Genomic DNA, 13,971 nt, shown 5'->3' with positions numbered 1-13,971 from the left:
GTGTCTGCGCACCGGGGGGAGGAGTCGCTCAGCAGGAACGTGAGTCCGGCCGGGGCCTGGACGTAGGGCTCCAGGTCGTTGACGGGCTTCGGCGGGTAGAGGCTCGCGTTCTCGTACGCGCGGATCGAGGAGCCGATGGCCTGGTTGACCCAGTAGATGGTGGCGAAGGTGAGGATGTCGTCGACCGGCCAGCCGGCGCTGAAGTCCGCGTTCCGGTCGCTCCAGGTCTTCCACCGCTTGAGGATCCAGGCCGGCGCTTCTCCGGCCCACAGGGCTGATCCACAGGCGGACGTTCGGCGAGGAGGCGGCGGGACTGGACGGTGGTGCAAGGGAGTTGACGGTGGGGGAGGTCGCCGCCGTGATCGGAGGGTAGGCGAGATTGGGCGACCCACTGGCGCTCGCGATGGCTCAGCCCGGCCCCGGCCTGACCGGCGTCAGTAGCGGCCGGCAGCGGTGCGGGCCGTGGCCGGCCGCACCGAGGGGTGGCCCCGGCCCGGCGGCTCGGACATCTACGGTCGGCTACGACCGCCGGAACCGGGTGATGGACTTGTGCTCGACATAGCCGGTGAGACCGACCTTGCCGTACTCGCGGCCGAGGCCGCTGGCCTTGTAGCCGCCGAACGGGCCGTCGAAGCTGACGGGCGCGCCGTTGAGGGTGACGGTTCCGGTGCGCAGTTCGCGGGCCACGGCCAGGGCGCGCTCGGGGTCGGCGGTCCAGATGCCGCCGGAGAGGCCGTAGTCGGAGTCGTTGGCGATGCGGACGGCGTCGTCCTCGTCGTCGTAGGCGATGACGGCCAGGACCGGACCGAAGATCTCCTCCTGGGCGATGCGCATGGAGTTGTCGACATCGCCGAAGAGGGTCGGGGTCACGTAGTTGCCCTTCTCCAGGCCCTCGGGGACCTGCGGGCCGCCGGTGACCAGGCGGGCGCCCTCGGCTATGCCGATGTTGATGTAGTCGATGACGCGCTGCTGCTGGTCGGGGCGGATCATCGGGCCGATGAAGGTGTCAGGGTCGGACGGGTCGCCGACCTTGAGCGATTCGACCATCTCCTTGAGCGCGGCGACGACCTCGTCGTAGCGGCTACGGGGAGCCAGGATGCGGGTCTGCAGGATGCACGCCTCGCCGTTGTTCCCCAGGGAGCCGAAGCGCAGGCCCTGTACGGCGGCGTCCAGGTCCGCGTCCTCCAGCAGCAGGGCCGCGGACTTGCCGCCCAGCTCCAGGCTGACCCGCTTGAGGTGCTGGCCCGCGATGGCCGCGATACGGCGGCCGGCCCGGGTGGAGCCGGTGAAAGCGACCTTGTCGATGTCCGGGTGGGAGACGAGGTACTCGCTGGTCTCGCGGTCGGCGGGAAGGATGCTGAGTACACCGGCGGGAAGCCCGGCCTCGTGCCAGAGATCCGCCAGCAGCATCATGCTGAGCGAGTTCTCCGGGGAGACCTTCAAAACGACCGTGTTGCCGGCCAGCAGGGCCGGGATCAGCTTGGCGGTGGCGGCGGAGAAGGGCGAGTTCCACGGGATGACGGCGGCGACCACGCCGATCGCCTCACGCCGCACGATGGTGTCGAAGGCCACCGACGGATCGGAGGGCTCGATGACCTCCTCCCAGCCGAACTCCTCGGCGGCCTTGAGGTATGCCTGGACCTGGCGGGTGAGAAAGGGCTGGCCGGCCTTGGTGAACCAGCCGGCCGAGCCGTTCTCGACGGAGATGGCCGCGGCGACCTCGTCGGCGCGGGCGGTGCGCAGCGCGTCGTAGCGTCGGATGATCTCCTGCCGCTCCTCGGGGGTGGTACGCGGCCAAGGGCCGTGGTCGAAGGCCTCGCGGGCCGCGGCGACGGCCGCGTCCACATCGGCGGGCGCGGCCTGGGCGACGCGGCCCAGCACTGACTGGTCGTGAGGAGAGAGCACGTCGAGCAGCAGGCCCGGGTCGCTGGGGGTGGTCCAGGAGCCGCCGATGTAGAGCTTGTCTCGGACAGTCATGTCTTCGGGTTCCTTCGTGTGAGACGTGATGGGTGCAGGGGGGCGGGGCGCCCCGGCGATGTCGCGATGGCGGAAGAGACCGTTTGAGCGGCTGGGAGCCCGTACCGTCGCCGGTGTCGTGGCCTCCGGTCGCTCCACCTTCAGGCCAGTCGGAGCCGCCGGTTCGAGCAAAGCCTCGACGACTCGATCACCGGGGTGACGAGCCTTGGGGGCCCGGGCTCCGTCCAGCCCCTGGGAACACCGGTGATCAGCCAAGTCCGGGTCATGGCGCAGGCCTCATCGTCTCGTCGTCGGGTCTTGCTGTCCCCTGGTTCGCAACTCCAATGTAGTCATTATCCACAGAAGTGCAACATCAATGTTGCAGTAGTTGCGTGGGATGCGGCTCACGGCGGGATAATGTCGCTGTAACCGCCACTGCGCGTTAGGATCGCCGGACCATGAGAGCCGATGCCGCACGCAACCTGACGTCCGTCCTCCGCACCGGGGCCCGCCTCCTGGCGGAGGATCCGAGCACATCGATGGCGGCCATCGCCGCCGCGGCCGGTGTCGACCGCACCACCGTCCATCGCCGCTTCGCGAACCGCGAGGCTCTTCTGCGGGCCGTCTTCCAGGCCAAACTCGACTCGGCCGAGCGGGTCCTGGACGAGGCACGGCTGACCGAGGCCCCGGTGCCGGTCGCCCTCCACCGCTACCTGGAGGGGATCGTCCCCGTCAGCCGCGAGTGGCCCGTCAACACCCGCCGGATGATGCAGCAGGACCCCGAAGCCAGCGCTCGCCGCGAAGTGCAGAGTGCGCGACTGAGCGCCTTCGTCCAGCGTGCTGTGGACGAGGGCCATCTGCGCGCCGGCACTGATGTGGCCTGGGCACGCGCGGTCCTCGACGGACTTGTCGACAGCGTCGCCCACCGGTTCCCCGCGGTGGAGCCCCCGCAGGCGGCCGATCTCGTCGCTGACGCTTTTCTGCACGGTCTTGGCACGGCCTGACCCTGGCCCTGCGCTTCGCCGGCGGAGCGTTTCGGGATATGACGTTCCGTCAGCCGGAACTCTCCGCACGTGACGACGATCTGAGCGCCCTTACCTGACGGTTCGTGAGTTCTGCGGTGAGGCTGCCGAGGGAGTAGCGCTGCCCCAACTCCGTGTAGTGGGGGTGCCGGTAAGAATGCTGTCACCAGCCGCAAACGGCGAGGGTCACGTGCGCCGACGTGCGGCGGGGTCGCGTTCGGCGACGTGTCGGGCAACCGAGTCGACGGGCGGGGCGGACAGGGGCACCACCCGGCGCGCGGAAGTTGAAGCGCGCCCCCGCTCCCGAGTTCGGTCACTGGTTCGATCGTCACGCCCGCCCTATCGTTCCGGATCTGCCGCAGTAAATGCGTACACCTCGCCCTGGCGACCGGTATGCCCCGCCTCAGGTCGCGGTGATCACCGTAGGGGCTCTGCCGCAGTAGATCCGGCATTTACTGCGGCAGAGCCGTGACACACGGGGTTGCTCATTGCCTTGCTACCTCGAAGTAATCGGCTCCGGTTGTCTAATGCGGTTTGTCATGATTCTTCGTCAGGTGTCCCGTGTCGCTTGTGCCTTGTGGTGTGGGGGGTGCGGGGCGCTTTGCTGTGAGGAGAGGTGAACTCGCGGATGAGCGCTCGTGCGCGTAGACAGGGCGATCTGTCGTGGTCTCGGGACGGCCGTCGGTGGCCCGTGGCCGTGTTTCGGGCCCTGGGCGCTGGGATGCTCCCGGTTCGTGCCGTCGGCGCGTCCGGTCCGCTCGGCTCGGGTGGACGGCGTGGGGAGCGCGGTGTGGGGGTGGTGTCGGTGGGGAGCGTTTTGCTGTCCGGTATGGCGCTGCTGGCGGCCACGGCTCCACCCGTAGCCGCCGCACCGACGGGAGCCAAGCCGGCCACCGCCCCGGTACGGGCACGAGGAACTGACCCATCGTTCACCTTCGGCTTCACCGGGGCCCCGCAGAGCCTCACCGTCCCCGCGAACGCGGTGGTCACGATCACTGCGGATGGCGCCGGGGGCGCCGACGACACCGGCAAACCTTGTCTTGTCACGGCGTCGGGCGGGACGGGGGCGCGGGTGGTGACCACTCTGCCGCCATCCGCCTCCCCGACGACCTACACCGTCAACGTCGGCGGCACCGGCGCCGCCGGCTGCAACCAAAGCGGCGCCGGCGGCTTCAACGGCGGCGCCCCAGGAGGCAGTGCGAGCGGCCCCAATGGCGCTCGCCAGGGCGGTTCCGGCGGAGGCGGGGCGTCCAGCGTCAGCACCGGCACCAGCCTCCTCGTCGTCGCTGGTGGTGGCGGCGGTGCCGGCGGATCCAACGCCAGCGCCGGAATTGCAGGGGGAAGCGGGGGCAACGGTGGCACACCGGACGCCACCGCCGGCACCACCGGAGCATCCCTTTTTGGCGCTTCGCCGGGAGGTGGCGGGCAAGGCGGCAGCACCACCACCATGACCGGCGGCACCGGCGGTGCGCCCGGCAGTTCCCATTCCGCTTGCACGGCCACCGCGGGTGGCCCGGGGAGCGGTTTCACCGGCGCTACGGCCGGCACCGGGGGCACCGGCGGCAACAGCACCGCGTGCATTACTGCTGGGGCCGGGGGAGGCGGCGGAGGAGGATACTTCGCCGGCGGCGGTGGCGGCGGAGCCACCGACCTCCTAAACGGCGCTAGCTTCGCCAATGGTGGTGGCGGTGGTGGGGGCAGCAGCTTCGTCACCCCGTCGGGCACCGGAACCAGCTTCAGCGCCTCGACGATCGGGACGGCGAACAGCAACGGCCAGGTGACCATCTCCTACACGGTCCCGTCCTTGACCATCACCAAGACCCACACCAGGCACTTCACCCAGGGACGGGACGGCACCTACACCATCACCGTGGGCAACGCCCCCGGGGCCGCCCCGACCAACGGCACCCAGGTCACCGTGCAGGACACCCTCCCTGTCGGGCTCAGCGCCGACAGCATCCGCGGCACGGGATGGAACTGCACCCTGAACACCCTCACCTGCACCCGTAGCGACGTCCTCGCCGCCGGAAGCAGCTACCCCCCCATCACCCTGAAGGTCGACGTCTCCTGCACCACCCCCCGCCAGGTCACCAACACCGCGACGGTCACCGGGGGCGGCGACACCGCCACCCACACCGCCACCGACCCCACCAAGATCAAGAACCACCAGCACCACGAGCACCACGAGCGCGACGAGTGCCGCGAGCACCACGACCACTCGTAACCCAACCGACCCGTGTCAACGGCGGGCCCTGGGCTGCCTGTTGATCCGACAGGAAAGATCCCGCAGCCGCAGGTAGCGGGCCACGAAGATGGTTTTCTGAGCGCCGCCGACCTCCAGCATGGCCGCGTAGGTGGGGTGGGAGGCCGTGCGGGTACGGATCGCCGTGGCGTATTTGATCATCTGGCCGTACTGCTGGGCGATGAGTTCCCAGCGGATCGGGCGGGTCAGCGCCGGGCCCAACTGCGGGTAGGCGTCCGGGTCGCCGGCGGTCGGCCGGTACAGCTTCACCTTGTTGATCCGCTTGATCCTGGGCAGCAGGTCGAAGTTCAGCAGCCTCGTGATGCCGAACCCGATCTCCGACTGGCCATGGCTGTCGGTGTAGTTGGCCTCGACGTCCATGGTGGTGCCGTGCCGCATGGCGCCCTCGACCATCACGGCGACCTCGGAGGCGGTGCAGTTGATCAGCTGGGAGTGGATGGCCAGGGACTTCTTCTCCACGTGCCAGTAGATGAGCACCCCGCGGCCGCCGTAGCGCGAGTGCCACTCGGCGAACAGGTTCTGGTCGTAGGCGCGCACGTGGGTGGAGTCGGAGGCGACCGCGGTCGAACCCTGGCCCCACAACTCGGTGCTGCGGGCGGTGAAGGTGGCGTTCGCTATGTTCACAGCGATGGAGCGTCAGCTCGGTGGTCATCTGCTCGCGCAGCTCGTCGACGAACACGGCGGCATCCAGGGGCTTGCGCAGCTCGCGGTAGTTCTCCTCGCGCCGCTCGGCGAAGTCCTGCGGCAGGTCCTCATCGGGGTTGCGCCACTTGTCGGCGACGACGACCCAGATCTCCTTGCACTTGAGCTGGTCGCGCAGAGCCTGGAACGCGACGACCTCATAGACCATGCGCACCACCCGGCGCCGACCGCGCTTGTCGGTGCGGTGAACAACCTCGGCCCAGTCCCCGCCCATCGCCGTGTGCACCGGCACCGTCTCGCCCAGCGGGTAGTACGTGGTGTTGCCCGCCGCCGCGTACCGGGCCACCAGCGCCAGCGCCTCGATCACCGGCCGGTGGGTGTGGTTGGACGAACGGAACTCCAGCACGTCCAGCAGCTTGATCAGCCCGCGCCGGTAGTGGTTGGTGTACGACGCCTTGAGCGCGGTCTGCACGGTGCGCCGGTAGACCGGGCCGCGGGTCTTGAACTCGTGCACCAGCTCCCGCAGCGTCTGCTCACCGCCGGACACCGCCGGGTGGACCACCGCACGGACCGCGGGCAGCTTGTCGATCTCGGTGAGCATCGTTTCCAGGCTGACGTTGCCCGGCGCTTCCTTGACCTTCCCCAGGACCGGCGGCCCGTCCTCGCCCTCACCAGCACCGGCGTCACCGGGTTCGGCGTCGTCCTCTTGGTCGGCGCCGGCGACCAGGGCCACGATCCGCTCGATGCTCTCCACCGTGAGCTGCGCCGAGATCCTCGCCGTCAGCGTCTCCTCGGCGACTCGCAGCGCCGCCCCCACGATCCGGTCACACCGCCCCGGGGTGGGCGGCTCGATGCACTCCGTACGACAACGGGCCAGCAGTTCCACCCGCACCTGCTCCGGCCGCCGCTCCTTGCAGGCGACGTGCTCGGCGAGCCGTGCCGTCAGCTTGTCCGCGTCCGCGACACTGCACTCCCGGAAACCCAGGTGCCCGCGGATCTGCGCACGGTGGTACTCGACCGTCCGGCCGCTCCACTCATACCCGTCCAGTTCGGACGCAGGCACCCGCACCTGCCGGGCGACGAACTCCACCGCCTCGCCCGGCAGCTCTGCCCGGCTCCGGGGAGACCGGCCGTACTGCGTGTAGAACTTCAGCAACACCGCGAAGCCCAGTCGCGTCGCACCGCGCTTGCCGAACACGAGCGGCTGCTCGTCCCTCAACAGCGTCCAGTGCTCGACCAGGTCGTCCAGGTCCAAAGGGGTACGGGCCGCGGTCGTCGATCGTCCTTTCGGGGCATCACCCCGCGCAGCTGTACGACCCCGGACTCACCCACACGGGTGACACCCCCGCAAGATCACCGCCGTTTGCGGCTGGTGACAGCGTTCTTACCGGCACCCCTAGTGGTCGGCCACGGCCTTCCGCCACCCCTGCCCCGACTCCCCGTCGAAAGGTCGCGGAGGTAGGGCTGCTGTGACTCCAGGACCTGGCCCGCCTCATACTCGGCGACGGCGGGGAGGAGGTCGGACCTGCCGTCAGGGAAGTAGTGGAAGAGTTGGCTCTTGCTCGTGGCCGTCGCCGCGCGTACGTCGTCGAGAGTCGTGTCGGCGGCCCCCTTCTCCCTGGTCAGGTGGGCGGTGCCGACCACGATCCGATGCCGGGTCGCTCTGCCTTTCGTGGCCGCCACGACCCGAACCCGCACAGGACTGTTGACTGACGGTGGAATCCGTCCGGGGCCGGCTGGCGAACGGATCGGTCCCGTTGACCTTCACCTTTGGGGAAGGCCCAGCATCGATGGGGCCGGGCACCGCGTCCGGCACGAGGAGGGGTGAGCGTGGAGCTGCTGACGATCGGGGCTTTCGCCCGTGCGTCTCGGCTGTCGCCGAAGGCACTGCGGCTCTACGACGAGCTCGGACTGCTCCGGCCCGCCGAGGTCGATCCCGGCTCCGGCTACCGGTTCTACGACCCGGGACAGCTGGAACGGGCCAGGCTCGTCGCCTGGCTTCGCCGACTCGGCATGCCCCTGGCGCGGATCAGGCTCGTCCTGGACCTGGAGCCCACTCGTGCGGCCGACGAGGTCGCCGGGTACTGGGCACAGGTGATGGCCGAGACGGCTGCCCGGCAGGACCTGGCCACCTTCCTCGTGGATCACCTGTCCGGGAGGGACACCGCCATGACCGAAACACCGATGAACCTGCAGATCCGCTACGCCGCGCGTTCCGACGCCGGATTGGTCCGCGAGCGCAACGACGACGCGGCCTACGCCGGTACCCGTCTGCTCGCCGTCGCCGACGGCATGGGCTCCCAAGGCGGTGGCGACCGCGCGAGCGCGGCCGCGATCGAGGCGCTGAAACACCTCGAGGGCGAGCTGCCGGCCGGCGACCTGCTCAACGCCCTTGAGGAGGCGGTCGCCCAGGCCGATGCGGACGTGCGTGGCCTGACCGAGTCCGAGCCGAGCCTGCCGGGACTGGGCACCACGCTCACGGCGATGCTCTGGTCGGGCTCGCAACTGGCGCTGGTCCACATCGGCGACTCTCGCGCGTACCTGCTGCGCGACGGCGAGCTGTTCCAGATCACCCACGACCACACCCTGGTGCAGTCGATGGTCGACGACGGCCGGCTGGCCCTCGACGAGGCGGCCTCGCACCCGCAGCGCGCGCTGTTGATCCGTGTCCTCACCGGCTCGGGTGACAACCGCCCGGACCTGTCCCTGCACACTGCCCGCGCGGGCGACCGCTACCTCCTCTGCTCCGACGGCCTGTCCACCACGGTGCCGACAGCGAGCCTGCACACCGCACTGAGCACCATCGCCGAGCCCGAGCAGGCCGTCCAGCAGCTGGTCGAGCTGGCCAACCGGGCCGGCGGCCCCGACAACATCGCCTGCGCGGTCGCCGACATCGTCGAAGCGCAGGGCTGATCGCAGGTCACAGCGTGGGCCGCCCGACGACGAGCGGCCCACGAGCCCAGCCGTCCTTGCGCCGGTGGATCTCGGAATCCACCGGCGCCATGGGCAACCAGCGGCGATCATCCGGCGGTGGCGGCCGGGGCGGGTGGACGAGTCGACACCGAGACGGGCGATGCGTGCGCTGAGCCGCCGTCGTCGCCGGCTGAACAAGCGGCTTACCAGGTCCAGGAGTTGGCGGCATCGCCGTGGCTGACCGGCGCCACAGGCTGACCCTTCGGTGGTCGGTCAGTGACCGGGCAGCTCGAACCCGAGGGTGGTCAGAGCCTCCTCGGCGGCGAGGAAGGGCGCGCCGTCGGCCCGGTCGAACGCCTTCGGACGTCCGCCCTGGGTCGGTGACGGCGACGGGCGACGATTCCACACGAGGACAGAGGAAGCGTCAGCCAGTTGGAGGGTCAGACCTCCGAGCGGTGCCATTCACATCCTCACAGTCAGTCGGCGACGGTGAGGACGAGCTTGCCCCGGGTGCGGCCGGACTCGCCGCGGGTATGAGCGGCGCCGGCCTGCTCCAGCGGGAAGGTCTCCTCCACCTCCACCACAACCTCACCGGCGTCGATCAAGTCGGCGATCGTCGTCAGTGCGGTGCTGTCCGGCTCGACCAGGAACGGGGTGACCCGCACCCCGGCGGCCTCGGCGGCCGCGGCCAGCTCCGGGGAGACGCCGGCCGGAACGGCGACCAGCAGGCCGCCAGGGCGCAGCACCTTCAGCGAGCGGGTACTGGTCCGGTCATGGGCGTCGCCCACCAGGTCGATGACGACGTCGATGTCCTTGATGCCATCCTCGAAGCGGGTGGTGGTGTAGTCGACTGCCTCGTCGGCGCCGATCTCCTTGAGCCAGGGGTGGCGGGCGGCGCTGGCGGTGGCGATCACGTGGGCACCCAGGTGGCGGGCGAATTGGACGGCGAAGTGGCCGACTCCGCCGGCGGCGGCGGTGATCAGGACACGCTGGCCGGCCCGCAGGTGGGCGGTGTCGACGACGGTCTGCCAGGCGGTCAGTGCCGCCAGCGGCACGGCGGCGGCGTGCACGTGGTCGAGGGTGGCGGGCTTGCGGGCCCACTGACGGGCCGGGGCGGTGACGTACTCGGCGTAGGCGTTCGCGACGCGCGGGAACCACGGCATCCCGTACACCTCGTCACCGACCTTCAGCGTGGTCACGCCGAAGCCGACCTCCTCCACCACGCCGGAGACGTCCCAGCCGAGGGTGAACGGCGGCTCGCCCAGCAGGCCCGCCATGCCGGTGCCGCCGCGGGTCTTCCAGTCCACCGGGTTGATCCCGGCGGCGTGCACCCGCACCAGCACCTCGGTGGGCAGCGGCACCGGCCTCGCCACCTGCTGGACCCGCAGCACCTCCGGGCCGCCGAAGGTGTCCTGGACCACCGCGCGCATCATGTCTGCGGACATGCGTCATCTCCTGAAACGACGTTACCGGGAGAGCCGTTGGCGGCCTCCCCCTTGACGTCGACGACGCTATCCCCAGGGGTACAGTTACCTTCAAGGTCTTCTACTTCCCATCGGGAAGTGACCTGGTGAGGAGAGCGAGCATGACCACCACCTGCCCCAGCGGCGAGCACTCGCACCACGACGTCTACGCCGCCCAGTGCCCCTGCCGCACCCTCCTCGACCTGCTCGCCAACAAATGGTCCGCCCTCGCCATCGGCGCCCTGGAAGGCGGACCCCAACGGTTCGGAGCACTCCAGCGCCGCCTCCAAGGCGTCAGCCCCAAGGTGCTCACCCAGACCCTGCGCCGCCTGGAGGAGTTCGGCCTCGTCGACCGCACCGTCTACCCCGCCGTCCCGCTCCACGTCGAGTACTCCCTCACCCCGCTCGGGGTCAGTGCCGCGGTCCCGCTCAACGCGCTCCGCGCATGGGTCGAGGACAACATCGACCAGGCCTTCCCGCCCGAGCCGGCCGTGCGGTGAACACCGCCCCGCGAGATCCGCTGCTGCCTGCCTCGGGCGCGTCGCGCCGACGTCCCGCGCACGGATATTCAGGACACTGACGTGGGTGGCAGGGCTACGCTGACCCAATGATCGAGGACGGCGCCACTGACAAGGGCAGCGTGACCACGGTGCGGCGGATCGGCGAGACGATCCGCCGGCCGGTCGGCGAGTGGACGCCCGCGGTGCACGCCTTGTTGACCCACCTGGAAGCGGTGGGTTTCACCCGGGCTCCGCGAGTCCTCGGCATCGAGGGCGCTGATGAGGTGCTGTCGCTGCTGCACGGCGAACCCGCCTTTGCACCTTGGCCGTCGGCTCTGCGGTCGACCGCCGGGATCAGCGAACTGGGGCGCTGGCTGCGCGAGTACCACGACGCTGTCCGGGGCTTCCGGCCGCCGACGGGCGCGCGATGGCGGGGCCAGGAGGACGAGTGGAGGCCCGGCATGGTCATCCGGCACGGCGACCTCGGCCCGTGGAACTCCGTCTGGAACGGCGATCGACTGGTCGGTTTCATCGACTGGGACTTCGCGGCGCCCGGCCATGCCCTCGACGATCTCGCTCAACTCGCCTGGTACGCCGTGCCGCTGCGCCCCATCGAGCAGCAGAAGAGGGCATCGATCGCGGGTGGGCACACCCTGCGAAGTCGGCTCGATGCCCTTTGCGCCGCCTACGGGGCATGTCCGGCAGCAGTCCTCGATGCACTGGATGCCGTCCAGTCCCGCGAGGCCGAGCGCATCGAACGGCTCGGCGGGCGCGGCGAAGAACCGTGGGCGACGTTTCTCGCCCGCGGCGATGCGGCCGAGATGCTGGCCGAGCGGTCCTGGCTCCGATCGGAACGCACCACTCTCCTCGGTGGTTCGGGCGGCTGAGCATGCCCGTCCCGGTCGGCTCCGACCAGGACGATCTCGCAATGGCTGCCCGGCCGATCGCGCGACCGCTATGTGATCGGCCACGGTTGACGGCTGCTCCGCCTACTGAGGCGGGGCCTCCAGGGGGAAGTTGATCGGACTCAGCAGGTGCTGCGCCCGCTCGGGGCTCGGACGGTTGGCCAGCCTGGGCACGATGGCCGCGCGCAACTCGCCGATCAGCTCGTCCAGTTCCGCGGGGCTGAGCCAGAGCGAATGCTGCCGGTAGCCCACCCGGTCGGCCACCGGATCGGCCTGCTCGCGGTCGAGATAGGCGTCGAACTCGGCCAGCAGGGCGGTCATCGCGGTCGCGAAAGCCTGCCGGTGGTCCTCGGTGCCGAGCGAGTGGACCACCTCGGAGCCGATCACTGCCCGGTCCTGGCGCAGCCGGTAGTGCCGCTGCACCGCGCCTCGCACCCTCCGTTCCTCGGCCACTTCCAGGATCCCGCCGTCCACGAGCAGATCGATGTGCCGGTAGACGGTGGCCTTGGAGGCCTCGGGGATCCGTGAGCAGAGCTGAGCGGTGGTCAGCAGCCTTCCGCCGCCCATCGCATGCACGATCCGCAGCCGGATGGGGTGGGCGAGCAGCTCCAGGGAGTTCATGTCCAAATCTTCTCATGCCTGCTACTGTTCTCAAGTATGAGAATGGATGGGGGAGGGGCACCAGAGGTGGCGCAGGGCTTCGCCGCGCTGCTTCGGGCGGAGGATTTCGCCGAGATCGTGAAGCTGTTCGCGCCACCGCTGCGCGCCGCGGTCTCCGCCGAGGCGCTGCGGCTCGCCTGGGCGGCCGAGGCCGGCGGGCAGGGCGGGGTGAGGAGGATCGGGGAGCCGGTGAGCGAGCCCGGAGAGGCCGGCCTGGTGCGAGTGCGCATCCCGGTGGCCTGTGCGAACGGCGGCTTCACCGTGGTGACGTCGGTTGGCGATGACGGCCTTCTGCACGGCCTGCGGCTCGCCCCGGAGAACGAGGCCGAGTGGCAGCCGCCGCACTACGCGGATCCGGCCCGGTTCACCGAGCGGGAAGTCCTGCTCGGTACCGGTCCGCTCGCCGTGCCCGGCACGCTGAGCCTGCCCGTCGGCCCCGGACCGTGGCCCGCCGCCGTGCTGCTCGGCGGCGGCGGTGCGTTCGACCGGGACGAGAGCAGCGGCCCGAACAAGCCGCTCAAGGACCTCGCGTGGGGGCTTGCCTCCCGACAGGTGGCCGTGCTGCGCTTCGACAAGGCGACCTTCGCGCACCCGGACCGTCTGCCGCCGGACTTCACCATGGCCGACGAGTACCTGCCGCATGCGCTCGCCGCCGTCCAACTACTGCGGCAGCAGCCCGAGGTGGCCGCGGACCGGATCCACCTGCTCGGCCACAGCATGGGCGGCAAGGTGGCGCCCCGGATCGCCGCCGCCGACCCGTCGATCGCGGGGCTGGTGCTGCTGGCCGCTGACGCCCAGCCGATGCACGAGGCGGCCGTCAGGGTGGCCCGCCATCTCGCGGCGCTCGCCCCCGGTCCGAGTACGGACGAGGCGGTGGCGGCGCTGACCCGGCAGGCCGCGCTCGTGTCAGGCCCCGAACTCACGCCTGACATACCGTCAGAAATGCTGCCGCTCGGCTTCTCCGCCGCCTACTGGCTCGACCTGCGCGGGTACGACCCGGTGGCCACGGCGGCCGGACTGGCCTGCCCGATGCTGATCCTGCAGGGCGGACGGGACTACCAGGTGACCGTCGCCGACGACCTGACGCACTGGCAGGCCGCACTGGCAGACCGGCCCGAGGTGGCGATCCGGATCCACCGGGACGCCAACCACCTGTTCATCCCCGGCAGCGGCCCCGCCACCCCGGCCGAGTACGCGCTACCGGGGCACGTCGAGCCGGCGGTGGTAGCCGAGATCGCGACCTGGCTGGCACGGCGGTAGGGGGCCGACCGGCACCATGGGATGGGATGAACACAGGCGATCCCATGGATGCCGAGCCCGTCGGGATCCCACGTCTGGCCGTGCGTCCCGGGCTCGGCATCCCGGTGCCCGGCGCCGCCGGCCCCGAGGCCGACGACTACACTGCCCGCACCGACCCGCCCGCCGATACCTCCCGCAAGTCGCCACCGGCCAACCGGCCGCCGCCCCCGAAGGTCCCGCCCGTGACTGAGTCCAGACCGTCGGTGCTGTCCGTCCGCGTCCACAACGCCGACCGCTCCCGGACGGCCGCCGCCTTCCTGACCCACCTCGGCCGCGACGAGATCGAGACCCGCGTCCTCGGCCTGCTCGCCGAGCTCGGCATCGAGGCCGCCGCGTGACCGCGGCGGT

Annotated in this window: 12 protein-coding genes and 2 pseudogenes; 7 read left to right on the top strand and 7 right to left on the bottom strand. The window is 70.5% G+C overall.

Features of this window, described 5'->3' with window-relative positions; translation table 11 throughout:
- Window positions 1-519 precede the first annotated feature (519 nt).
- Window positions 520-1,977 carry an aldehyde dehydrogenase gene (locus ACSMTC_RS01120; protein ID WP_436557711.1) on the bottom strand — a complete coding sequence of 486 codons (1,458 nt, stop codon included), beginning with the start codon at window positions 1,975-1,977 and terminating at the stop codon, window positions 520-522.
- Window positions 1,978-2,414: 437 nt separating this feature from the next.
- Here ACSMTC_RS01120 and ACSMTC_RS01115 point away from each other — a divergent pair, with 437 nt between their 5' ends.
- The gene (locus tag ACSMTC_RS01115; protein ID WP_436557710.1) at window positions 2,415-2,960 is read left to right on the top strand and encodes a TetR/AcrR family transcriptional regulator; all 546 of its coding nucleotides are present in this window, start codon (window positions 2,415-2,417) and stop codon (window positions 2,958-2,960) included.
- A 1,822-nt stretch (window positions 2,961-4,782) separates the two neighbouring features.
- Window positions 4,783-5,202: a hypothetical protein gene (locus ACSMTC_RS01110; protein ID WP_436557709.1), complete on the top strand. Its 420-nt coding sequence runs from the start codon at window positions 4,783-4,785 to the stop codon at window positions 5,200-5,202.
- Between the two features lie 15 nt (window positions 5,203-5,217).
- Here the strand turns inward: ACSMTC_RS01110 and ACSMTC_RS01105 are convergent.
- The 3 genes and pseudogenes from ACSMTC_RS01105 to ACSMTC_RS01095 form a co-directional block, all read right to left on the bottom strand.
- Window positions 5,218-5,862: pseudogene (locus tag ACSMTC_RS01105) on the bottom strand (Tn3 family transposase); the annotation flags it as partial.
- Between the two features lie 886 nt (window positions 5,863-6,748).
- Window positions 6,749-7,081: pseudogene (locus ACSMTC_RS01100) on the bottom strand (DUF4158 domain-containing protein); the annotation flags it as partial.
- Between the two features lie 155 nt (window positions 7,082-7,236).
- Window positions 7,237-7,527: a TetR family transcriptional regulator gene (locus ACSMTC_RS01095; protein ID WP_436557708.1), complete on the bottom strand. Its 291-nt coding sequence runs from the start codon at window positions 7,525-7,527 to the stop codon at window positions 7,237-7,239.
- Between the two features lie 186 nt (window positions 7,528-7,713).
- Between ACSMTC_RS01095 and ACSMTC_RS01090 the strand changes: the two genes are divergently transcribed.
- The gene (locus ACSMTC_RS01090; RefSeq protein WP_436557707.1) at window positions 7,714-8,796 is read left to right on the top strand and encodes a protein phosphatase 2C domain-containing protein; all 1,083 of its coding nucleotides are present in this window, start codon (window positions 7,714-7,716) and stop codon (window positions 8,794-8,796) included.
- Window positions 8,797-9,069: 273 nt separating this feature from the next.
- On the opposite strand, the gene ACSMTC_RS01085 is transcribed toward ACSMTC_RS01090, so the two are convergent.
- Both ACSMTC_RS01085 and ACSMTC_RS01080 read right to left on the bottom strand, forming a co-directional pair.
- A complete protein-coding gene (locus ACSMTC_RS01085) occupies window positions 9,070-9,204 on the bottom strand; it encodes a hypothetical protein (RefSeq protein ID WP_436557706.1) in 135 nt (44 codons plus the stop codon).
- 68 nt (window positions 9,205-9,272) lie between these two features.
- A complete protein-coding gene (locus ACSMTC_RS01080; protein WP_436557705.1) occupies window positions 9,273-10,241 on the bottom strand; it encodes an NADP-dependent oxidoreductase in 969 nt (322 codons plus the stop codon).
- Window positions 10,242-10,381: 140 nt separating this feature from the next.
- On the opposite strand from ACSMTC_RS01080, the gene ACSMTC_RS01075 reads away from it, so the two are divergent.
- Window positions 10,382-10,759 (top strand): winged helix-turn-helix transcriptional regulator, encoded by a 378-nt coding sequence (locus tag ACSMTC_RS01075; protein WP_436557704.1) that lies wholly within the window; start codon window positions 10,382-10,384, stop codon window positions 10,757-10,759.
- 107 nt (window positions 10,760-10,866) lie between these two features.
- The gene (locus ACSMTC_RS01070) at window positions 10,867-11,646 is read left to right on the top strand and encodes an aminoglycoside phosphotransferase family protein (RefSeq protein ID WP_436557703.1); all 780 of its coding nucleotides are present in this window, start codon (window positions 10,867-10,869) and stop codon (window positions 11,644-11,646) included.
- Window positions 11,647-11,748: 102 nt separating this feature from the next.
- Here ACSMTC_RS01070 and ACSMTC_RS01065 read toward each other — a convergent pair whose 3' ends face one another.
- Window positions 11,749-12,285: a helix-turn-helix domain-containing protein gene (locus ACSMTC_RS01065; protein ID WP_436557702.1), complete on the bottom strand. Its 537-nt coding sequence runs from the start codon at window positions 12,283-12,285 to the stop codon at window positions 11,749-11,751.
- Window positions 12,286-12,351: 66 nt separating this feature from the next.
- On the opposite strand from ACSMTC_RS01065, the gene ACSMTC_RS01060 reads away from it, so the two are divergent.
- Together ACSMTC_RS01060 and ACSMTC_RS01055 are read left to right on the top strand one after the other, a co-directional pair.
- Window positions 12,352-13,584 (top strand): alpha/beta hydrolase, encoded by a 1,233-nt coding sequence (locus ACSMTC_RS01060; RefSeq protein ID WP_436557701.1) that lies wholly within the window; start codon window positions 12,352-12,354, stop codon window positions 13,582-13,584.
- 26 nt (window positions 13,585-13,610) lie between these two features.
- A complete protein-coding gene (locus ACSMTC_RS01055) occupies window positions 13,611-13,961 on the top strand; it encodes a hypothetical protein (RefSeq protein WP_436557700.1) in 351 nt (116 codons plus the stop codon).
- Window positions 13,962-13,971: the final 10 nt, after the last annotated feature.

Source organism: Kitasatospora sp. HPM-01-4, from assembly GCF_051374625.1.
Classification (GTDB): Bacteria; Actinomycetota; Actinomycetes; order Streptomycetales; family Streptomycetaceae; genus Kitasatospora.
Note: the sequence above shows the minus strand (reverse complement) of the source record. Positions and strands in the feature narration are given on the sequence as shown.